Genomic DNA, 21,367 nt, shown 5'->3' with positions numbered 1-21,367 from the left:
CCACTCCGGGCGTACGCCCGAACGCACGACCGGCCCGGCGGGTTACTTGACGGGGGTCAGCTCGTCGCCGCACGTGCAGCGGTACGGCTCACCGGAACCCGAGCAGTGGCAGGGGACCTCGATGCGGACGCGACAGCCGCAGCCTTCGTGACCGCACGTCAGTTCGGTACCGGCCTCGTAAGTTGCCATTTAACTCACCCTTTTCCTGTTGTGGTGATTCTTGCGGTGCGGGTCGACCGCACCCCCACTATATACCCCCCATGGGTATGCAGTAAACGACCGCGACCGGTTCGAGACCCCGGCGCTCCGCGCCAACGCCGGCGGGCGCGGCTAGCGTGGGCGCCATGACCGAGAACCCAACCCCCAAAGACGTCGACGCATTCTTGGACCGCACAGTGGTGGACGGCGACCCGTCGTTGAGCGCGGCCCTCGAGGCCAGCGACGCGGCCGGATTGCCGTCGATCGCGGTGTCGGTGCAGCAGGGAAAGTTCTTGAGCCTGCTCGCCGGTGCCATCGGTGCGCAAAGCATCCTCGAGCTCGGCACGCTGGGCGGTTTCAGCACCATCTGGCTGGCGCGCGGCGCCGGTCCGCAAGGACGAGTCGTGACGCTGGAATACGAGCCCAAGCACGCCGAGGTGGCGCGGGCCAACCTGGAGCGGGCCGGCCTCGCCGATCGGGTGGAGGTGATCGTCGGAGCCGCACTGGACACGCTGCCGACGGTGACCGGTCCGTTCGATCTGGTCTTCATCGACGCCGATAAGGAGAACTACCCCGCTTACCTGGAGTGGGCGGTGCGCCTGGCCCGCCCCGGCGCGGTCATCGTGGCGGACAACGTGATTCGGCAGGGGCAGATCCTCGATCCGGATTCCAACGCCCAGGCGCGGGCGGTGCGCCAGACGCTGCAGGCGATGGGCGAGCACCCGCGGCTGGACACCGCGGTGCTTCAGACGGTGGGCGCCAAGCGTTGGGACGGCTTCGCGTTCGCGTTGGTGCGGTAGGCGTCAGCGGGCGGCGAGGTCGGCGACGGCCTGCTCGGCGGAGGTGAGTTCGCGGATCCGCAAAGCGGTTTCGCCCGCGTACAGTGCTGCGCTGTCCAACCAGGAGTCGGGCACGCCGGCCACCGGCGCCAGCGGTGTGAAGAACGGGAGGGCGGGCGACTGCAGACGCATCAGCGGTCCCGCGTCGAAATAACCCAGCGCCGACAGCGGGCGACTGGCCGCGTTCAGGGCGGCGGGCAGCGCCTTGGCCTTACCGTTTTGGTCGCACCACCGGCGGGTGGCCGCGTTGGGCACGACGCGGTGGCGCAGCGGCCAGCTCAGGCCGAACAGGTTGGTTTCGATTGTCTTGTCCGCCATCAGGATTCGCTGCTGATACGCCCGGTTGGCGTTAGCCTCATGGGTTAACAGGAATCGTGTGCCTGCGATGACACCGCTGGCGCCGGCGTCCAGCGCGGCGCGCGTGTCGGCGCCGGTGGCGATGCCGCCGGCCAGGAACACCGGACGCCCGGCGGCCGCGGCGAGGGCGCGCGGTAAAAAGTCCAGCGCCGCCACGGTTCCCACCAGATGTCCGCCGGCCTCGCGTCCCTGAGCGATCAAACCGTCGGCGCCGCCGGCGATCGCGGCGCGCGCCTGCGCGTCGGTGCCCACCATCACGAAGACGAAGATCCCCGCAGCGCGCAGGTGCTCGACGAGGCCCCGCTTTTCGCCGAACGCCACCACCACGACGTCCACCGGCGCGTCGACGCAGACCTCGATGTGCCGGCGATGAACGAAGGGCATCAACAGGTTTACCGCGACCGCGCGGCCCGGCGCCTGCGCGCGAACCCGCTCGATCGACGTTCGTAGCCGGTGGGGCGTGTCGATGCCCAGCGTGCCCAGTCCGCCCGCCCGGGCGACGGCGCCGGCCAGCGCAGCGCCCGCGAGTCCGCCGCCCATGCCGGCCTGCCCGACCGGTACGTCGAGCCGCAGTCGGTCCGCGATATCCATGACCTAAGACGCTACCCGCGTTGTCCATCCCGCCACGTCGTGCGGCCCTGCCGGGGCAACGATTTTCGTTGCTGGCCAACGGCGTGCGGGCGTAATCTTGACGTCAGATGGATGGGTGCGGCCACGCTCAAAAGGCTTGCCGCATAACAGAAAGGTCACAAAATGAGTACAGTCCATTCATCAATCGATCACCACCCCGATTTGTTGGCTCTGCGTGCGCGTTACGAGCGCGTGGCCGAGTCGATGAGCGCGCACGTCACGTTCGGGCTGGCCCTGCTGACGGGCCTGTACGTGGCCGCGTCGCCGTGGATCGTCGGATTCAGTGCCACGGCATCGCTTGCCACGTCCGACCTGATCGGCGGGATCGCGGCGGCGTTCCTGGCCTACGGGTTCGCAACGACGCTGGACCGCGCGCACGGCATGACCTGGACACTGCCGGTGCTGGGCCTGTGGGTCATCGTCTCGACGTGGATCCTGCCGGGCGTCGTGATGACCGCCGGCATGACCTGGTCGAATGTCGTCGCCGGTGCGTTGTTGGCGTTCCTGGGCTTCAACGCGACCTACCTCGGCATGCGCACGCGCACGACGGACACGCACGCCTGATCGCGAATTCAATTAGGCCGCAAGGCAGTTCGCCCGCCCCGGACCCAATCAGGCCCGGGACGGCGATCAGCCGCAGACCGCGCCGATGGCGGCCGAGCTGACCAGCTTCACGTACTTGGCCAGCACGCCGGTCTTGTAGCGCGGCTCCGGCGGGGTGAAATCCTTTCGCCGCGCCTCGAATTCGGCCGGATCGGTCAGCACGTCGAGCACGTGGTTGGCCACGTCCAGGCGGATGCGGTCGCCGTCGCGCAGGAACGCGATCGGTCCGGCGTCGACCGCCTCGGGCGCGATGTGGCCGACGCACAGGCCGGTCGTCCCCCCGGAGAAGCGGCCGTCGGTCAGCAGCAGCACGTCTTTGCCCAGACCGGCTCCCTTGATGGCGCCGGTGATGGCCAGCATTTCGCGCATGCCGGGACCGCCCTTGGGGCCTTCGTAGCGGATCACCACGGCGTCGCCCTTGGTGATGGTGCCGTCTTCCAGCGCGTCCAGCGCGGCCCGCTCGCCGTCGAAAACCCTTGCGGTGCCCTCGAACACGTCGGAGTCGAATCCCGCCGACTTGACCACCGCACCCTCGGGCGCCAGCGATCCGCGCAGGATGGTGATCCCGCCCGTCGGGTGAATGGGATTGCTCAGCGCGCGCAGCACCTTGCCGTCCGGGTCGGGCGGGGCGATCTCGGCCAGGTTCTCGGCCACCGTCGCACCGGTCACCGTCAAGCAGTCGCCGCGCAGCAGCCCGGCATCCAGCAGCGCCTTCATCACCACCGGCACGCCGCCGATGTGGTCGACGTGGGACATGACGTGGCGGCCGAACGGCTTGACGTCGGCCAGGTGCGGGACCTTCGAACCGATCCGGCTGAAATCGTCGAGCGACAGCGCGACGCCGGCCTCGTGGGCGATGGCCAGCAGGTGCAGCACCGCGTTGGTCGAGCCGCCGAACGCCATCACCACCGCGATCGCGTTCTCGAACGCCTCCTTGGTGAGGATGTCGCGGGCCGTGATGCCGCGCCGCAGCAGTTCGACGACGGCCGCCCCGCTGCGCCGCGCGAATCCGTCGCGGCGGCGGTCGGTCGCCGGCGGCGCCGCGCTGCCCGGCAACGACATTCCGAGCGCCTCGGCGGCGCTGGCCATCGTGTTGGCCGTGTACATGCCGCCGCACGCGCCCTCACCGGGACAGATCGCGCGCTCGATGGCGTCGACGTCCTCGCGGGGCATCAGGCCCCGGGCGCAGGCGCCCACCGCCTCGAACGCGTCGATGATGGTGACCTCGTGCTCGCTGCCGTCGGACAGCTTGGCGACCCCGGGCAGGATCGAGCCCGCATAGAGGAACACCGAGGCCAGGTCCAGCCGGGCGGCGGCCATCAGCATCCCGGGCAGCGACTTGTCGCAGCCGGCCAGCAGCACCGAGCCGTCCAGGCGCTCGGCCTGCATCACCGTCTCGACGCTGTCGGCGATCACCTCGCGCGACACCAGCGAGAAGTGCATCCCCTCGTGGCCCATCGAGATGCCGTCGGACACCGAGATGGTGCCGAACTCCAGCGGGTAACCGCCGGCCGAGAACACGCCCTCCTTGACCGCCTTGGCGAGGCGGTCCAGCGACAGGTTGCACGGGGTGATCTCGTTCCACGACGACGCGACGCCGATCTGTGGCTTGGCGAAGTCCTCGTCTCCCATGCCTACGGCCCGCAGCATGCCCCGGGCGGCGGCCTTCTCCAGGCCGTCGGTGACGTCACGACTACGCGGCTTGATGTCGGCGGTGGCGGCCGAATTGGTGGTGGGCATCGTTCAAGTATGCGCTGGCCAGTCGCGATGCCCATTTCCGGGGTGATACCCCGACGGGGTATAAGCTGGAGTCCGGCGTGATGCCGCCGCAGAGCGGGCGATTGGCAGGGGAGACAGATGACGAACGACCACGGGTACTCGCAGCAGAAGGACAACTACGCCAAGCGGCTGCGGCGCATCGAGGGCCAGGTGCGGGGCATCGCCCGGATGATCGAGGAGGACAAGTACTGCATCGACGTCCTCACCCAGGTCAGCGCCGTCAACAGCGCGCTGCGGTCGGTCGCCCTGAATCTGCTCGACGAGCACCTGAGCCACTGCGTCACCCGCGCGGTCGCCGAGGGTGGCGACGATGCCGACGAGAAGCTCGCCGAAGCCTCCGCCGCGATCGCACGCCTGGTTCGTTCCTGATCGGTGACGTAGTTGAGACCTGTTTCCCGGCCCTGATTCAGGGGGAGGGGTAGTTGCGGTCCGTACGGTAAGGCAGTGTGATCGCATTAGGCGCGACAACCCAGGAAGTGGGTAGTCCGGCCGATACAGACGCCATGACTGCCGAAACCAATGCCGCCGCGCGAACGTGGACCCCACGGATCGCAGCTCAGTTGGCTGTGCTGGCCGCCGCGGCCTTCACCTACGTCACCGCCGAGCTTCTGCCGGTCGGTGCGCTGCCGGCCATCGCTCGCGACCTGCACGTCAGCCTGTTTGCGGTGGGGACGCTGTTGACCTGGTACGCCTTTGTGGCGGCCCTGACGACGTTTCCGCTGGTGCGCTGGACCGCGCATTGGCCGCGGCGCCGCGCGCTCATGCTCAGCCTGACCTGCCTGACCGCCTCGCAGGTCATCTCGGCGCTGGCGCCCAATTTCGCGGTGCTGGCCGCCGGGCGGGTGCTCTGTGCGGTCACCCACGGCCTGCTGTGGGCGGTCATCGCGCCGATCGCGACCCGGCTGGTGCCGCCGACCCATGCCGGGCGCGCCACCATGTCGATCTACGTCGGCACCAGCCTCGCGCTGGTGGTGGGGAGCCCGCTGACCGCGGCGCTGAGCCTGATGTGGGGCTGGCGCCTGGCGGTCGTGTGCGTCACCGTCGCGGCCGCCGCGGTCACCCTCGCCGCCCGGGTGATGTTGCCGGAGATGGTCCTCACCGAGGACCAGCTCGCCCACGTGGGTCCGAGGTCGCGACACCACCGCAACCCGCGGCTGATCCTGGTGAGCGTGCTGGCGATGATCGCGGTCACCGGCCACTTCGTCTCCTACACCTACATCGTCGAGCTGATCCGCAACGTCCTCGGCGTGCGCGGGCCGAACCTCGCCTTCGTGCTGGCCGCCTACGGGCTGGCCGGCCTGCTGTCGTTGCCGCTGGTGGCGCGGCCGCTGGACCACCGGCCCAAGGGCGCCATCATCCTGTGCATCACGGGCCTGACGTCGGCCTTCATCGTGCTGACCGGGCTGGCGTTGGGTGGTAGGACGGGCGTGGCCACCGCACTGATCGGGACCGCCGCCATCGTGCTGTGGGGGGCGATGGCCACCGCGGTCTCCCCGATGATGCAATCCGCCGCGATGCGCAACGGGGCCGACGACCCGGACGGGGCGTCGGGGCTTTACGTGACCGCCTTCCAGGTCGGCATCATGGCCGGCTCGCTGGCCGGCGGCCTCTTCTATGAGCGCAGCGTCACGATGATGCTTACCGCTTCGGCGGCCTTGATGGCCGTCGCGCTCATCGGCATCGTGGCCAACCGGCGGATGCTGGAGGTTGCCCCGACAAGCTCACCCGATTCATATCCGCCCAGTTCAGCCCTGTAATCGGCGCCCTTTCCGGGGCGCGGGTAACGGGCGGTGACGGTAGCTGGCGCGGCCCTTATGCGACACTGTGTCGAGACCACGAGTGGAGGTATGCATATGTCGGGCTGGACGAGGGCCGGTACTAAGAAGGGCCTCTTCGCCGCTCTGAACGCCGCCGGCTTGGCGTCCGTCATGGGCTTGGTGCTGGTGCTGAGTGCGGCTCCCGCACTGGCGGATCCGGACCCCGCGCCCGCTGACCCGGGTGCGGTCGCGGCCCCGCCCGGACCGCCGCCGCCACCCGATCCGCTGGCGCCCCCGCCGCCGGCCGACCCGCTGGCGGCCCCGCCGCCGCCCAACCCGCTGGCGCCGCCGCCATGGCTTCCGCCGGGCGCGCAACAACCCACCGCGGCCGCGGCCGATGGGCAGAACAACACGCCGTTCACCGGCACGCCCCCGTTCGGGCCGCCGTCGTTCGTGCCCAAGGGCGGCTCGACCGTGGGTGTGGCCCAGCCGATCATCATCAACTTCCCCGGGACGGTCGAGAACGCCGACGCGGCGATCGGCGCCGTGCACGTCTCGTCGGTTCCGCCGGTGCCGGGCAAGTTCTACTGGATGACCCCGACCCAGTTGCGCTGGCGCCCAATCAATTTCTGGCCCGCGCACACCGCGGTAACCGTCGACGCCGGCGGCACCGTGTCCACCTTCCAGACCGGCGACTCGCTGATCGCCACGGCCGACGACGCGACTCATCAGCTGACCGTCACCCGCAACGGCACCGTGGAGAAGACCATCCCGATGTCGATGGGCATGACGTCGGGCAATCACCAGACCCCCAACGGCACTTATTACGTGCAGGACAAGAAGGCGTCGGTGGTGATGGACTCCTCGACCTACGGCGTGCCGGTCAATTCGACCTATGGCTACAAGGTGACGGTGGAGGACGCGGTCCGCTTCGACAACGTCGGCGACTACGTGCACAGCGCGCCGTGGTCGGTGGACGACCAGGGCAAGCGCGACGTCAGCCATGGGTGCATCAACATCAGCCCCGCCAACGCCAAGTGGTTCTTCGACAACTTCGGTCCGGGTGACCCGATCGTCGTGAAGAACTCCAGCGGTGGCAACTACAAGAAGAACGACGGATCCGCCGACTGGCTGAATTAACCCGCTTCAACGACGCAGAATCGCCCATTTCCTCGCGGAGATGGGCGATTTCGCGTCTGCGCGGCCGCCACGGCGCTTAGCAACCGGGCGATCCGCAGCAAGGGGGCTTTCGCTTGGGCCCGAATTATATATAGCATCATACATAACCGCGATACCTGAGGAGCTGCGATGCGTGGTCCCCGCGAGCGGATGATCGTTTCTGCCGCGCTGCTGATCCGGGAGCGCGGGGCGCGCGCCACCGCGATCTCCGATGTGCTCGAGCACAGCGGCGCACCCCGCGGATCGGCCTACCACTACTTTCCCGGCGGGCGCACCCAGCTGCTGTGCGAGGCCGTCGACTACGCCGGCGAGTACGTCGCCGCGGTCATCACCGGCGCCGAGGACGGCAAGCAACTGCTGGACGCGTTGATCGACCAGTACCGTCGCCAGCTCCTCGACAGCGACTTTCGCGCGGGCTGCCCCATCGTGGCCGTCTCGGTTGAAGCGGGCGAGCAGCACGACGCCGAACGCATGGTGATCGAACGCGCCGCGGCGGTCTTCGACCGATGGACGGACCTGATCGCCGCGCGGTTCATCGCCGACGGCATTGCGCCGGAGCGGGCGCGCGAATTGGCGGTGATGGCCACCACCTCGCTCGAGGGTGCGATCGTGCTCGCGCGGGTGCGACGTGACCTGATGCCCCTCGATGTCGTCCACCGCCAGCTGCGCGACCTGCTGGCGGCGGCGTCTTCTGGTCAGGCGCTCGGAAAGGAAACCCACGATGACCGGTAAATGGCAATCCAGCGCGTGCATCCTGTGTGAATGCAACTGCGGCATCGTCGTCCAGGTCGACGACCGCCGGCTGACCCGCATCCGCGGTGACAAGGCGCACCCGGCCTCGCAAGGCTATACCTGCAACAAGGCGCTGCGGCTGGACCACTATCAGAACAGCGGCGCCCGGCTGACCTCCCCGCTGCGGCGCCGCGCCGACGGCAGCTACGAGGAGATCGATTGGGACACGGCGATCGTCGAGATCGCCGAGGGCTTCAAGCACATTCGCGACAGCTATGGCGGCGACAAGATCTTCTACTACGGTGGCGGCGGGCAGGGCAACCACCTGGGCGGGGCGTACAGCGGCGCCTTCTTGAAGGCGTTGGGCTCGCGCTATCGCTCAAATGCGTTGGCGCAGGAGAAAACCGGTGAGGCCTGGGTCGACGGTCAGTTGTACGGCGGTCACACCCGGGGCGAGTTCGAGCACGCCGAGGTGGCGGTGTTCGTCGGGAAGAACCCGTGGATGTCGCAGAGCTTCCCGCGAGCCAGGGTGGTGCTCAACGAGATCGCCAAAGATCCGGCCCGCTCGATGATCGTCATAGATCCGGTGGTCACCGACACCGCCAAGATGTCCGACTTCCACCTTCGGGTGCGACCCGGCACCGACGCGTGGTGCCTGGCCGCGCTGGCCGCCATTCTCGTCCAGGAAAACCTGTGCAACGAAACATTTCTCGGCGAGCACGTGCGCGGCGCGGATGCCGTGCGCGCCGCGCTGCGCGAGGTCCCGGTGGCCGAGTACGCCCAGCATTGCGGAGTCGACCAGGAACTGCTGCGCGCGGCGGCGCGGCGCATCGGCACGGCCGCCAGCGTCTCGGTGTTCGAAGACCTCGGCGTGCAGCAGGCACCCAACAGCACGCTGTGCTCCTACCTGAACAAGCTGCTGTGGATCCTCACCGGCAACTTCGCGAAAAAGGGTGGCCAGCATCTACATTCGTCCTTCGCCCCGCTGTTCGGCCAGTTCTCCGGGCGCACGCCGGTCACCGGCGCCCCGATCATTTCCGGGCTGGTGCCCAGCAACGTGGTGCCCGAGGAGATCCTGACCGACCACCCGGCCCGTTTCCGGGCCATGATCGTGGAAAGCAGCAATCCCGCGCACTCGCTGGCCAACTCGGCGGCCTGCCGGGAGGCCTTTCAAGCCCTGGAGCTGATGGTGGTCATCGACGTCGCGATGACCGAGACCGCCAGGCTCGCACATTATGTGCTACCCGCCGCGTCCCAGTTCGAGAAGCCGGAAGCCACCTTCTTCAACCTGGAATTCCCGCACAACACCTTCCACTTGCGCCGCCCATTGATGGAGCCCCTGCCGGGAACCCTGGCCGAGCCGGAAATCTGGGCGCGGCTGGTGCGGGCGCTCGGCGTCCTGGACGACGCGGATCTGCGGCCACTGCACGAAGCCGCCCAAAACGGCCGGCAGGCCTACACCGAGGCGTTTCTCGGAGCCATGGCGAATCCGACCGTGGCGCAACTACTTCCGTACGTGCTGTACGAAACGCTCGGGCCGACCCTGCCGGAAGGGTTGCGCGGTGCGGCCGCCCTGTGGGGCCTTGCCCAAAAGACCGCTCTGAGTTATCCGGATGCGGTGCGGCGCGCCGGGCACGCCGACGGCAACGCCCTGTTCGACGCGATCCTGGACACCCCGTCGGGGGTGACGTTCACCGTGCACAACTACGAGGACGACTTCACGCTGATCAGTCACTCCGACCACAAGATCGCGCTGGAAATCCCGTCGATGCTCGACGAATTGAAGACGCTATCGCGGATTCCACCGCAGCTCACCACGGCGGAATTCCCGATCGTGCTGTCGGTGGGGGAGCGGCGCGCCTACACCGCCAACGACATCTTCCGCGACCCGACCTGGCGTAAACGCGACGCCGAGGGCGCGCTGCGGATCAGCGTCGAGGATGCCCAGACCCTCGGGCTGGTCGCGGGAGGCCGGGCGCGGATCAGCACCGCGGCGGGTAGCGCCGAGGCCACCATCGAGATCACCGAGACGATGATGGCCGGGCATGCCGCCCTGCCCAACGGTTTTGGGCTCGATTACGTCGACGACGAGGGACGCACCGTCACCCCCGGCGTCGCGCCGAACGCGCTCACGTCGACCGAGTGGCGCGATCCTTACGCCGGCACGCCGTGGCACAAGCACGTGCCCGCGCGGATCGAGGCGCTGACGCCGGTCAGTTCCAGATCTTGACCCGGCTGTCCGGCTCCAAGAACAGCGCACCGGGGTCCGCGCCGTCGAAGGCGTCGTAGAACGCGTCCATGTTGCGCAGCACGCCGTTGCAGCGGAACTCCGGCGGCGAGTGCGGATCCACCGCCAGGCGCCGGATCGCCTCCGCGTCACGGGATTTGGTGCGCCACACCTGGGCCCAGCCGTAGAATACGCGCTGCACGCCGGTGAGGCCGTCGATCACCGGCGCGGGCCGGCCGTTCAGCGACAACTGGTAGGCCAGCAGCGCGATCGACAAGCCACCCAGGTCGCCGATGTTCTCCCCGACGGTGAATGCGCCGTTGACGTGGTGGTCGCCGGTCAGGCCACGCGGCGTGTAGGTGTCGTACTGCTCGATGAGAGCCTTTGTGCGGGCGCCGAATTCGGTCCGGTCGGCGTCGGTCCACCAGTCGACCAGGTTGCCGTCGCCGTCGTACTTGGCGCCCTGGTCGTCGAAGCCGTGGCCGATCTCGTGCCCGATCACCGCGCCGATGCCGCCGTAGTTGGCCGCGTCGTCGGCCTCGGCGTCGAAGAACGGCGGCTGCAAAATGGCGGCCGGGAAGACGATTTCGTTCATCCCAGGGTTGTAGTAGGCGTTGACCGTCTGCGGCGTCATGAACCACTCGTCTTTGTCCACCGGCCCGCCGAGCTTGCCCAGCTCACGGTCGTGGTTGACCGCGTAGCCGCGCTGGTAGTTGCCGTACAGGTCGTCGCGGTGGATCACCAGCGAGGAGTAGTCCCGCCACTTGGACGGGTAGCCGACCTTGGCGGTGAACTTGTCCAGCTTGGTCAGCGCCCGCTCCCGGGTCTGCGGTGTCATCCAGTCCAGGTCGCTGATGCTCATCCGGTACGCCGCCCGCAGGTTCGCGACCAGCTCGTCGATGCGGGCCTTCGCCCCGGGCGGGAAATGCCGCTGCACATATAGCTTTCCGACGGCGTCGCCCATCAGGTTCTCCACCAGCGACACCGCGCGCTTCCACCGGTCCCGGATCTGCTCGGTGCCGGTCAGCCGCCGGCCGTAGAAGTCGAAGTCCGCGGACACCAGCTCGTCGGTCAGCCAGGCGGCCCGCGCGCGGATCAACCGCCACCGCGCCCAGCTCTTCCACACCTCGAGGTCCTCGCTGCGCCACAGTTCGGCGAAGGTGCGCAGGTAATCGGGTTGGCGCACAATCACTTCCGCGAGGGCATCGGGGTTCGCGCCGAGTGCGCCGGCCCAGCCGGCCCAGTCGAAGCCCACCGACTCGTCCCGCAGCTGGGCAAACGTGCGCAGGTTGTAGGTGAGGTCGGCGTCGCGGCGCTTGACCACATCCCAGTGCGCCTCGGCCAGCCTGGTCTCCAGCGCGACGATGCGGTCGGCGGTCTGGACGTGCCCGGCCGGGTCCCCGCCGAACACCAGGCCGAACATCCGCGCGATGTGCGCGGGATAGGCCTCCAGCACCTCGGCGTGCCGCTCCTCGCGGTAGTAGGACTCGTCGGGCAGCCCGAGGCCGGACTGGGTGAAGTGCACCAGGTAGCGGGCCGAGTTCTTGGCGTCGGTGTCCACGTACACCCCGACGCCGCCGCCCGCGCCGGTGCGCTGCAGCGCGCCGATCGCCCGGGCGAGCGCGTCGGCGTCGGCGGCGTCGTCGATCAGGGTCATCTCGTCCAGCAGCGGCCGCACGCCGCGGCGCTGCACGGTGTCCTCGTCGAGGAAGCTGGCGTACAGGTCGCCGATGCGCTGCGCGTCGTCGTCCGCAGCGGCCGAACCCTGCTGGCTGGCCTCCACGATCAGGTCGCGCACCTGTTCTTCGGCGCGGTCGTACAGCTGGCGGAAGGCGCCGTCGGTGGCCCGGTCCGCCGGTATCTCGTATTCGGTCAGCCAGCGGCCGTTGACGTGACCGAACAGGTCGTCTTGGGGGCGGATGCTGTCGTCGACAAAGCTCAGGTCGATGCCCGAGCGGATGGCCGTATTCGTCACCCCGCCATCCTTCCATCTTTTCCGGGTGCGACGATCGGGCCATGTCCGAGGGCCAGCGAACCGAGCCACCTGCCGAAGAAGATTCCGTTGACGTCGCCCCCGACGACGACTCGACCGACGACGACTCCAACGGTGTCGGCGAAGACGAATCCGAAAGCGCCGAAGTCTTCTCCCATTACGGCATCGCGTCGGCGGTGCTCGGTGTGCTGTCGGTGGCCGCGGTGGTGCTCGGCTTCATCATCTGGTCCGACCACCGCGACCAGGTCGCCGAGCGCGGCTACCTGAGCCGCGCCATGCAGACCGCCGCGGACTGGGCGAACGTGTTGATCAACATGAACAGCGGCAACGTCGACGCCAGCCTGCAGCGGCTGCACGACGGGACGGTCGGCGAGCTCAACACCGACTTCGACGCCGCCGTGCAGCCGTACAAGGCGGTCGTGGAGAAGCTGCAGTCCAAGAGCGCCGGGCGGATCGAGGCGGTGGCGATCGAAACCGTGCACCACGATCTAGACACCCAGCCGGCGGGCACGAGGCCTCCAAGAGAGACGGTCACCACCAAGCTGCCGCCGTTCGCGAGCCGAACCGACTCGGTGATGGTGATCGCCACGTCGGTCAGCGAAAACGTCGGGGCCAAGCCGCAAACCGTGCATTGGAGCCTGCGGCTGGACGTCTCCGACGTGGACGGCAAGCAGATGATCTCCGGACTGGGGTCGATCCGATGAGGAACATCTGGCGGCTGTTCGCCTTCGACATTCTGGCCCCGCTGGCCGCGGTCGCGGCCCTGCTGGCCATCGGGCTGGTGCTCGGCTGGCCGCTGTGGTGGGTGTCGGCGTGCTCGGTGCTGATCCTGCTGATCGTCGAAGGCGTGGCGATCAATTTCTGGCTGCTGCGTCGGGACTCGGTCAGCCTCGGCACCGACGATGACGCCCCGGGGCTGCGGTTGGCCGTCGTGCTGCTGTGTACGGCGGCGCTGGCCGCGGCCGTGGCGACCGGCTACACGCACTGGACGAGGGCGGACAACGACTTCACCAACGACTCGCGCCAGGTCGTCGCGATCGCCACCGGCATGGCGGAGGCGATGGCGTCGTTCAGCCCAACCGCCCCGACCGGCTCCATCGACCGGGCCACGGCGATGATCGTCCCGGAGCATGCGGCCGCGTTCAAAGAGCAGTACAGCAAGTCCAGCGCCGACCTGGCCCAGCACAACGTCACGGCGCAGGCCACCACGGTGTCGGCCGGAGTCGAGGCCCTCGGGCCGTCGGCGGCCAGTGTGGCGGTGATCCTGCGGGTCACCCAGAACACCCCGGGACAGCCGCCCAGTCAGGCGGCGCCGGCGCTGCGGGTGACGCTGACCAAGCGGGGCAGCGACTGGCTGATCACCGATGTGCTGCCGGTCAGGTAGCCCAGATCAGTTGGCTTCGGCGGACCGGGCGGACTTCACCTTGACGAACCGGTCCGACAGCCGCCGGATCCGGATCATCAGCGCGGCCGTCGGGCTGGTGCTGCCGTCGAGGTAGCCGTCCAGCTCCTCGGCCGTGACCCCGATGCGGGACGCGAACTCCTGCGGGGCCAGGCCCGACCGGTCGATCAGGAGCCGCACGTGGCGCGCCACCTCGGCGCGCTCGTTGGCCTCCAGGTGGGTGCGGGCCCGCTCGAGCACCTCCCACAGCGCCTTGGCGATGCCGTACGGCCGGGTGCCTTCGAGGACCTCTTCGACCTGACGGGCGGTCCGCCCGTACGGGTCGCGCTTCAGCGCGCCGGCGATGCGCTTCCAGGTCGCGATGTCACCGCCCTGCAGGGCGGACCGGATGGCCGCGGTCGGCCAGAACTCCACCGGCTGGTCGGGATCCTGAAAGGACCCGGACGGCCCATTGCCGCGTGGACGTTGTTCGGGGCCCGGCCGATGGGGCGGCGGTGCGGGGCGTCGGTCGGGTGCCAACGTCACCTCGCCTCCTCCAGCATCGCTACGGCCACGGCCAGGCAGCGCTGCCTGATTTCCTCCCAGTCCGCGTTGCCGTCGGCTTCCGATCCCTGGTCTCCCGGGTAATCGCACGGGTCGGGATCTGCGAGTCGACGGACCAACTGGGTGGCAATCCACTGCCGCCTGGATGATTTACAACAGTAGTACCTGTCCATTCCGGCCAGCACCACCGCGGCGGTCTCGGGCTCCAACGAATCGACCATGTCTGCAAAATCGGCATAGTCGCGCCGACTGTTACGGCACATGATCAGGTAGCCCTTGAGCCGCAGGGTTTCGGCGCCGGTCGGGACCAGCAGCCGGTCGCCGGTGGGCAGCTGAACGTTCGTGGTCTCCACGGGGCTGCGCCGCTCGTATCTCGGTCCGTCGCCGGCCGTAACGGTGTCCGTGTCCGTCTCCAGCGCGTCGATCGCGACCGACAGGCGGCCCCGCCACAGCGTCACCGGGTGAACGGGCCGGCCCGCCCCGGCGATGGCCTTGGCGATGCCGTTGCGCGAGGTCAGGCCGCCGACCAGCTTCTTGGCCGCCGGGGAGCCGTTGGTGTGGCCGTTGGTGCCGGGCTTCTTGTCGCCGGCGCCAACGCCGACGCTGACCTTCTCCTCGCTGAGGGCGACCTGGTGGGGGATCTGCGCGGGACCCAGGCCGCGGGTCTGCTCCTCGTCCGGGCCCGACGCCTGCGCGGCGTTGCGGCCGCACCCGGTGAAGGCGAGCGGATCGGTGACGCAGACGGCGTCGGGCGCCAGGTGCTTGAGCTTCGCGGATGACTTGAGCACCATCCGCAGGTCGGCGCTGGGCGCCACCAGCGCCGAGATGTCGTCAGGGATGACGACCACGTCGCCTAGGTCGACCTCGGGCAGCGGCCGGTCGAAGTCGACCGACGGCAGCACCCGGGACAGCCATGGCGGCAGCCACCAGTTCCATTGGGCGAACATCGCCATCAGCGCCGGCACCATCACCAGCCGCACCACGGTGGCGTCCACCGCGATCGCGACCGCGCACGCCACGCCGATCTCGGCGACCAGCGGCATGCCGGCGAACGCGAAGCCGACGAACACCGCGATCATGATCAGCGCGGCGCTGGTGATGGTGCGGGCGCTGGTGCTGACGCCGTAGGCCACCGCGTCGCGGGTGTTACCGGAATGCAGGAAGCGCTCCCGGATGCGGGTGAGCAGGAAGATCTCGTAGTCCATCGACAACCCGAAGGTCATCGCGAGCACCAGCGGGGGAACGGTGCTGTCGATCGAGCTGATCTGGGCGAAGCCGAGGTCCTTCAGCCAGCCCCACTGGAACACCATCACCAGGCTGCCGTAGGCGGCGGCGACCGACAGCAACGTCATCAGGACGCCCTTGAGCGCCAAGAAGACCGAGTGGACCGAGACCAGCAGCATCACGAACGCGATTGCCGCGACGATGGCCAGCACCAGCGGCTCGGTCGCCGACACCTGGTCGTCGAAGTCTTTGATCAGCGCGGTGGGGCCGCCGACGTCGACGCGCGCCGTGCCCGCCTCGGGAACCTTGGGCAGCTGCGCGCGCATCCAGCCGACGGTCTCGCGGGCCTTCATGTCCTCGGGGTCCACCGACAGCACCGCGGACAGCAGCGCGCTGCCGTTGTCCTCGGCGAACTGCGGCGGCGACACCGAGACGATGTTGGGTGCCTGCGACATCCGCTGGCGGATCGCGCCGACGGTGTGGCTGTGTTCGGGGGAGGCCGCGCCGCCATCGGGGAAGTTGATCAGCACCCGGATCGGGCCCAGCGCGCCGGGACCGAGGGCCTGGGCCGCGGCGCCCACCCCGGCGCGGATTTCGTGCGACGAGTCGAACTGGCGCAGCAGGCTGTTGCCCAGCACCATCGACGCCGCCGGCGCGGCCATCACGAGCAGCACCAGCGATGCCGCCAGCGCGGACACCCACGGCCGGCGCATCACCCAGCCGATCCAGCGGTTCCAGAACCGGGACTGGGTGCTCTCGGGCCGCCGCGACCAGTGCAGGAAGCCCGACCGCTTGGCCGCCGCCCGCCCGAACGTCGCCAGCGCCGCCGGCGTCAACGTCGTCGAGGTCAGCATGGCCACCGCGACGGCCAGGATGGCGCCGGTGGCCATCGACTTCAGCGCCGGGGTGTTGATCACGTAGATCCCGGTGAGGGAGGCGATCACCGTCATGCCGGACAGCACCACGGCCAGCCCGGAGGTGGCCATCGCGGCGTCGACGGCTTCGCGGGGCTGGCGCCCGGTGCGCAGCTCCTCCCGGAATCGCATCAGGATGAACAGCGAATAGTCGACGGCCAGCGCGATCCCGAACATGGACACCGTCGAGGTCACGAACACCGACATCGTTGTGTAGGCGGACAGCAGATAGACCAGGCCCATGGTGACCACGACCGTGCAGATGCCCAGGGCCAGCGGGATGGCGGCGGCGGCCAGCGACCCGAACACCGCGAGCAGCACGATCAGGATGACCGGCAGGTTCCACTTCTCGGCGGCGGCGATGTCGTGCTTGGTGTTGGCCGCGGCGGCGGCGGACAGCGCGCCCTGCCCGATGACGTAGAGCCGCACGCGGCCGTTCGCGGTCTGGCCGGGCTGGTCGCCCTTGATGCCGACCTTGGTGCGGAGCTGCTTGGCGATGTCGCTGGTGTTACGGGAATCCAGCCGCACCGAGAGCACGTAGGGCCGGTCCGGCTGCGGGGGCCGCTGGGTGGGGTTGGGGATCTCGGCGGTGCCGGGGATGCCGCCCGCGATCTGTCGCAGCTGCGCGACGGCGTCGTTCATGTCCTGGTAGCTGGCGTCGGGCCGAAGCGCGGCGACCAGCGCCAACGACGATCCACCCTGGTCGTGGTAGAGCTCCTCGAGCTGGTCGTGCACCGCCAGCGACTGCGATCCGGCCACGTCGAACCCACCGCCGGTCAGGTTGCCCGACTGCGTCAGCGCCAGGTAGACCGCCGGAACCAATGCCAGCAGCCAGCCCGTGAAGACCAACCAGCGGTACCTACGCAGGCTGCGGCTGAGGCGCATCATTAACTGCTGGATTTTGTCGCTCCCCGGGGTCTCGCTAACGCGTGTTGGCGACGATACCGCAGCGGCCTGTGGATTATGCGGGCTTATCTAGTTCCTGAGCTGCGGCGACGGCGTTGTTGCCAAGACGCTGCGAAGACGTTGTGAACCGGTGACCAAGCGGGATTTCGGTCACATATCCCGGCCCGGCCTTTGTGCGGACTGGCAGGGGTGATATCGGCGGTGGCAGGATGTCGGATGGCCCGCCGGGCCCCCGGGGGATTCGGGGGGAACGCCTTCGTTGCGTGGGGCCGTCTTATCGCAGTCGTTTGCGAGGCGCCGATGCGGCGGTCGTCGCAAACTCTTAAGGAGTTGTCCATGACCAGAGCCACCGCCGGACGGGGTCGCAAAATCTTCGCCGGACTGATCGCCGCGACCGTGCCCGGTGTGGCCGTCGCGGTGCTCGCCGGCGCCCCGGCGACCGGTGCCAACGACCCGTGCGCGGCCAGCGAGGTCGCGCGGACGATCGGCTCAGTCTCCAAGTCGATGGGTGACTACCTGGATTCCCACCCGGAGACCAACCAGACGATGACCTCGATGCTGCAGCAGCAGGCGGGGCCCCAGTCGGTGAACGGGCTGAAGTCCTACTTCGAGGCGAACCCCAAGGTCGCCGGTGACATGACGTCCATTGCCCAGCCGCTGACGAACCTGTCGCTGCAGTGCAAGTTGCCGATCTCGATCCCGCAGGCGATGGGGCTGATGCAGCAGGCGCAGGGCGCGGCCGGTGGGCTGCCCGCGCTGCCCGGAAACGCCCCGGGCGCTTCGCCGCTGGGCGGGACCACCGGTGGCGCCCCGGCCGCCGCGCCGCAGCCGGCGCCGCCCGCGGCCACCAACCCGCTGCCGGGCCCGTCGCGCGGCAACACCGTCGGCTAGGCCCGATGGCGGCGACCCGCTTCGCCCGGCTACTGGTCCTCGGCGTCCGGATTCCGGTCGGGCGGTAACGGCCCCTGCAGTGCGGTCTCGGTCGGGTCGGCCGGGGGGTCGCCCTGCAGCGGCACGACCGGTAGCGGACCCGTGATCGGGTCCTCGTCGGAGTCGGCGATGTTCTCGGTGCGGAACACGAAGAAGAACACCACCCAGCCGATCGCGGAGATCAGCAACCAGCTGATCAGCCGGTAGATCAGCATCGCCGAAATCGCGTTAGGCAGCGACATCCCACTGGACACCAGGCCGGGCACCAGCACCGCCTCCACGATCAACAGGCCGCCGGGCATCAGCGGGATCGTCCCGACCGCGCGGGCGGCCGCGTAGGCCACCGTCAACCCGGCGACCGAGGCGTGATCTCCGGCGGCGTATGCGGCGAAGCCCAGGCAGGCGACGTCGGCGATCCAGTTGAACATCGACCAGCCGAACGCCACCCCCAGGTCGCGCCGGCCCAGGCTCACCGATTCCAGCTGCATCAGCGTCTCGCGCCACTTGTCCAGGCCGGCGTCGGCCGGCCTGCCGCGCACCGAGTTGACCCACGCCAGCACCCGGCTGCCGATGCCGTCGATCAACTCCGGCCGTGACGCGACGGCTTGGGCCAGCAGCAGCAGCGCGACGAAGCCGCCGAGGGTGAACAGCAACGAGAACGGGTTGTTCTTCGCGCCCAGCAGGAAGGCGCCGCCCAGGCCGAGCAAAGCCAATCCCACCGCCTGCAGCACGCCCGACATCACCAGCTGCCACGACGCCACCACGGTCGAGGCGCCCCACAGCCGCTGCTGCCGGAACAGGAAGGTCGCCGACAGCACGGGCCCGCCGGGCAGCGTGGTGCTCAGCGAATTGGCGGCGTAGAACGCGGCCTCGGAGCGCAACTGCTTGACGTTCACGCCGGCCGACTTGAGCAACGTGCGCTGGATCTGAGCAAAGCTGTGCATCGATGCGGCCGCCGCCGCCGCCGATGCGAGCAACCACCACCATTTCGCCTCATACAGGCTCATCCAGGCTTTGGCCAGCTGATCCCAGCCCAGCGAAACCTCGACGGCAAGCACGATGGCAACCGCCGCGAGGATCACCCAGCGCACCCACCAGTACTTCCCGCGCGGGGTTTCGCCGCCGCAAGCGGGAGCTGCCCCCGCGCGCGGGGGTGTGGTTTTGTGGGCGGGTGCGTCGTGCGGCACGTGATTTAGGGTAACGGTGCAGGTGGCGCGGCGATCGCTGCGCATCGCCTACCGTGTCTTGGAAGTTCCGGGGTCGTAACCGGATCGTGCCGACGGCGATGGCGCCAGCCCCCGCGCAGCACTCGGTGAGACGGCTTCAACACACGTTTGAGCGTGGGCCGCGGCGGATAGGCTGGCCAGATGTCAGCAAACGCCGACGACGCGTCGGTCGAACCCCTTGTCCGCAAGACCGCCGCCTGGGCCTGGCGCTTGCTGGTCATCCTGATTGCCGTGGTCGCCCTGTTGTGGGTGGTGAAGAAACTCGAAGTCATCGTCGTGCCGGTGCTGGTGGCGCTGCTGGTGAGCGCGTTGCTGGTGCCGGTGGTCGACTGGCTGGACAAGCGGGGCCTGCCCCGCGGTGGCGCGGTGGCGCTGGTGCTGCTGGGTGGCTTCGCGATCCTGGGCGGCATCCTGGCATTCGTCATCCTGCAGTTCATCGACGGCCTGCCCGGGCTGACCGAACAGGTGACGCAGAGCATCGAGTCGACGCGCCGCTGGCTCATCAACGGGCCGGCGCACCTGCGCAACGAACAGATCAACAGCGCGGGCAACGCCGCCATCGAGGCGCTGCACAACAATCAGGCGAAGCTGACCAGCGGCGCGCTGTCCACCGCGGCCACCGTCACCGAGCTGGTCACCGCGGCGGTGCTGGTGCTGTTCACGCTGATCTTCTTTCTCTACGGCGGGCGCAACATCTGGCAGTACGTCGTGCAGATCATCCCGGCGGACGTCCGCGGCCGGGTGCACGAAGCCGGCAACGCCGGTTACGGGTCGCTGATCGGCTACGTGCGGGCCACCTTCCTGGTGGCCCTCACCGACGCGGCCGGGGTCGGCACCGGTTTGGCGATCATGGGCGTCCCGCTCGCGCTGCCGCTGTCATCGCTGGTGTTCCTGGGCGCGTTCATCCCGCTGGTCGGTGCCCTGATCTCGGGCCTGGTGGCCGTGGTGGTCGCGCTGCTGGCCAAGGGCATCGTGTACGCCCTGATCACGCTGGGCCTGCTGATCGCGGTCAACCAGATCGAGGCCCATCTGCTGCAACCGCTGGTGATGGGCCGCGCGGTCTCCATTCACCCGCTGGGGGTGGTGCTCGCCATCTCCACCGGCGGCGTGCTCGCCGGGATCGTCGGCGCCCTGCTGGCCGTACCTACGGTCGCGTTCCTCAACAACGCGATCCAGGTGCTGTTGGCGCCCGATCCGTCCGCCGAAGCCGAGAAACAGGTCGAGGAGACGGACGACAAGAACGCGATCCTGCAGGCCGAGCCCGACAAACCCGAGGACGAATCCGCCTGAGGCTCAAGCCCTTTCGCGGCGTTGAGCGCCGCCCGGGCGGCTGACTACAGCCGTCCCTCGCGGCGCAGCAGATCCTGGGCGGACAGGCCGCCGCCGGAGCGCCGGCGTTGTCGCGCCGGGTCGCCGTTCTCACCCTGACCGCGCGCGTTCGCCTGCTCGGTGGCCGCTTCGGGTTCGTTGCCTTCCGGGCGGATCTTCGGCAGGGCGGTGGTGGGTTCGGCGGCGTCGCCGTTGTCGTCGGCCCGGTTGCCGGGAACCGGGATGGCCCGCGTCTGATCGCCGGACGGTGGTGCCGCCGGAGCCGGCGCCGGGGGCCGCTGCGGCGCCGGCGGCGCGGAATTGGCGGGGCGCGGTTCGGCCGGCCGGTCACGGCCGGGCGCGCCCTGGGCGGAGAAGCGCGTCGTCTTGGCCTCGGTCGGCTGGCTGGGCCGGGACGGGATGCGCGTGGTGCTCGCGGCCGGTTCCTGCGCGGGCCGCGGGTCCGTGGGGCGTGCGGGCCGCGACGGCTCCGGCGCTCCGGGGTGCGTCGGGTCGTGCGGGGGCCGCGGCGCCGCGGCGACCAGGCTGGCCGCAACCGGCGGCCGCGCGGGCCGGCCGGTGAGCGGGGGGCGCGTGGGGGCGGCGGGGGGGTAGCTATG

The 21,367-nt window shown here is 69.3% G+C and carries 18 protein-coding genes and 1 pseudogene; 11 read left to right on the top strand and 8 right to left on the bottom strand.

Annotation, left to right across the window (positions count from 1 at the left end; all coding sequences use genetic code 11):
• Nucleotides 1-42: 42 nt before the first annotated feature.
• The gene (gene mymT / locus A5732_RS26560) at nucleotides 43-189 is read right to left on the bottom strand and encodes a metallothionein MymT (protein ID WP_075233985.1); all 147 of its coding nucleotides are present in this window, start codon (nucleotides 187-189) and stop codon (nucleotides 43-45) included.
• Nucleotides 190-344: 155 nt separating this feature from the next.
• On the opposite strand from mymT, the gene A5732_RS26555 reads away from it, so the two are divergent.
• Complete coding sequence (locus A5732_RS26555; RefSeq protein ID WP_076103893.1) at nucleotides 345-998, top strand: O-methyltransferase; 654 nt, start codon at nucleotides 345-347, stop codon at nucleotides 996-998.
• A gap of 3 nt (nucleotides 999-1,001) precedes the next feature.
• On the opposite strand, the gene A5732_RS26550 is transcribed toward A5732_RS26555, so the two are convergent.
• Nucleotides 1,002-1,985: a nitronate monooxygenase gene (locus A5732_RS26550; protein ID WP_076103891.1), complete on the bottom strand. Its 984-nt coding sequence runs from the start codon at nucleotides 1,983-1,985 to the stop codon at nucleotides 1,002-1,004.
• Between the two features lie 162 nt (nucleotides 1,986-2,147).
• Here A5732_RS26550 and A5732_RS26545 point away from each other — a divergent pair, with 162 nt between their 5' ends.
• The gene (locus tag A5732_RS26545; protein WP_076103888.1) at nucleotides 2,148-2,588 is read left to right on the top strand and encodes an SPW repeat protein; all 441 of its coding nucleotides are present in this window, start codon (nucleotides 2,148-2,150) and stop codon (nucleotides 2,586-2,588) included.
• A gap of 66 nt (nucleotides 2,589-2,654) precedes the next feature.
• On the opposite strand, the gene ilvD is transcribed toward A5732_RS26545, so the two are convergent.
• On the bottom strand, nucleotides 2,655-4,367 hold the full coding sequence (gene ilvD / locus A5732_RS26540) for a dihydroxy-acid dehydratase (RefSeq protein WP_076103885.1): 1,713 nt from the start codon (nucleotides 4,365-4,367) through the stop codon (nucleotides 2,655-2,657).
• A 117-nt stretch (nucleotides 4,368-4,484) separates the two neighbouring features.
• Here ilvD and A5732_RS26535 point away from each other — a divergent pair, with 117 nt between their 5' ends.
• The 5 genes from A5732_RS26535 to A5732_RS26515 all read left to right on the top strand — a co-directional run bounded on the left by A5732_RS26535 (nucleotide 4,485) and on the right by A5732_RS26515 (nucleotide 10,304).
• Nucleotides 4,485-4,775: a metal-sensitive transcriptional regulator gene (locus tag A5732_RS26535; protein WP_064877634.1), complete on the top strand. Its 291-nt coding sequence runs from the start codon at nucleotides 4,485-4,487 to the stop codon at nucleotides 4,773-4,775.
• A gap of 134 nt (nucleotides 4,776-4,909) precedes the next feature.
• Nucleotides 4,910-6,163: an MFS transporter gene (locus A5732_RS26530; RefSeq protein ID WP_064950848.1), complete on the top strand. Its 1,254-nt coding sequence runs from the start codon at nucleotides 4,910-4,912 to the stop codon at nucleotides 6,161-6,163.
• A 96-nt stretch (nucleotides 6,164-6,259) separates the two neighbouring features.
• The gene (locus A5732_RS26525; protein ID WP_076103882.1) at nucleotides 6,260-7,303 is read left to right on the top strand and encodes a L,D-transpeptidase; all 1,044 of its coding nucleotides are present in this window, start codon (nucleotides 6,260-6,262) and stop codon (nucleotides 7,301-7,303) included.
• Nucleotides 7,304-7,471: 168 nt separating this feature from the next.
• Nucleotides 7,472-8,074, top strand: a complete 603-nt coding sequence (locus A5732_RS26520; RefSeq protein WP_076103879.1) for a TetR/AcrR family transcriptional regulator — start codon at nucleotides 7,472-7,474, stop codon at nucleotides 8,072-8,074.
• Nucleotides 8,064-10,304, top strand: a complete 2,241-nt coding sequence (locus tag A5732_RS26515) for a molybdopterin-dependent oxidoreductase (RefSeq protein WP_076103877.1) — start codon at nucleotides 8,064-8,066, stop codon at nucleotides 10,302-10,304. Before A5732_RS26520 ends, A5732_RS26515 begins: the two co-directional genes overlap by 11 nt.
• On the opposite strand, the gene A5732_RS26510 is transcribed toward A5732_RS26515, so the two are convergent.
• On the bottom strand, nucleotides 10,288-12,276 hold the full coding sequence (locus A5732_RS26510) for a M13 family metallopeptidase (protein WP_076103874.1): 1,989 nt from the start codon (nucleotides 12,274-12,276) through the stop codon (nucleotides 10,288-10,290). The two genes, A5732_RS26515 and A5732_RS26510, sit on opposite strands and share 17 nt — an antisense overlap.
• 41 nt (nucleotides 12,277-12,317) lie before the next feature.
• On the opposite strand from A5732_RS26510, the gene A5732_RS26505 reads away from it, so the two are divergent.
• Both A5732_RS26505 and A5732_RS26500 read left to right on the top strand, forming a co-directional pair.
• Nucleotides 12,318-12,998 (top strand): hypothetical protein, encoded by a 681-nt coding sequence (locus A5732_RS26505; protein WP_076103872.1) that lies wholly within the window; start codon nucleotides 12,318-12,320, stop codon nucleotides 12,996-12,998.
• Nucleotides 12,995-13,678: a hypothetical protein gene (locus A5732_RS26500; RefSeq protein WP_076103869.1), complete on the top strand. Its 684-nt coding sequence runs from the start codon at nucleotides 12,995-12,997 to the stop codon at nucleotides 13,676-13,678. The genes A5732_RS26505 and A5732_RS26500 overlap by 4 nt, the downstream gene beginning before the upstream one ends.
• Nucleotides 13,679-13,684: 6 nt before the next feature.
• Here the strand turns inward: A5732_RS26500 and A5732_RS26495 are convergent, their stop codons facing one another.
• Nucleotides 13,685-14,221: a transcriptional regulator gene (locus A5732_RS26495; RefSeq protein ID WP_076056147.1), complete on the bottom strand. Its 537-nt coding sequence runs from the start codon at nucleotides 14,219-14,221 to the stop codon at nucleotides 13,685-13,687.
• Nucleotides 14,218-17,265 carry an MMPL family transporter gene (locus tag A5732_RS26490; protein WP_076103866.1) on the bottom strand — a complete coding sequence of 1,016 codons (3,048 nt, stop codon included), beginning with the start codon at nucleotides 17,263-17,265 and terminating at the stop codon, nucleotides 14,218-14,220. Before A5732_RS26490 ends, A5732_RS26495 begins: the two co-directional genes overlap by 4 nt.
• Nucleotides 17,266-17,619: 354 nt before the next feature.
• Between A5732_RS26490 and A5732_RS26485 the strand changes: the two genes are divergently transcribed.
• Nucleotides 17,620-18,174 carry a hemophore gene (locus tag A5732_RS26485; RefSeq protein ID WP_076103864.1) on the top strand — a complete coding sequence of 185 codons (555 nt, stop codon included), beginning with the start codon at nucleotides 17,620-17,622 and terminating at the stop codon, nucleotides 18,172-18,174.
• 29 nt (nucleotides 18,175-18,203) lie between these two features.
• Here the strand turns inward: A5732_RS26485 and A5732_RS26480 are convergent, their stop codons facing one another.
• Nucleotides 18,204-19,400, bottom strand: a complete 1,197-nt coding sequence (locus A5732_RS26480; RefSeq protein ID WP_081389616.1) for a lysylphosphatidylglycerol synthase transmembrane domain-containing protein — start codon at nucleotides 19,398-19,400, stop codon at nucleotides 18,204-18,206.
• Nucleotides 19,401-19,580: 180 nt separating this feature from the next.
• On the opposite strand from A5732_RS26480, the gene A5732_RS26475 reads away from it, so the two are divergent.
• Nucleotides 19,581-20,729, top strand: coding sequence for an AI-2E family transporter (locus A5732_RS26475; RefSeq protein WP_076103861.1), 1,149 nt, complete (start codon nucleotides 19,581-19,583; stop codon nucleotides 20,727-20,729).
• Between the two features lie 44 nt (nucleotides 20,730-20,773).
• Here A5732_RS26475 and A5732_RS26470 read toward each other — a convergent pair.
• Nucleotides 20,774-21,367 (bottom strand): annotated as a pseudogene (locus A5732_RS26470) (hypothetical protein); the annotation flags it as partial.

The sequence above is a fragment of the Mycobacterium colombiense genome (assembly GCF_001953985.1).
Taxonomy (GTDB): Bacteria; Actinomycetota; Actinomycetes; order Mycobacteriales; family Mycobacteriaceae; genus Mycobacterium; species Mycobacterium colombiense_B.
Note: the sequence above shows the minus strand (reverse complement) of the source record. Positions and strands in the feature narration are given on the sequence as shown.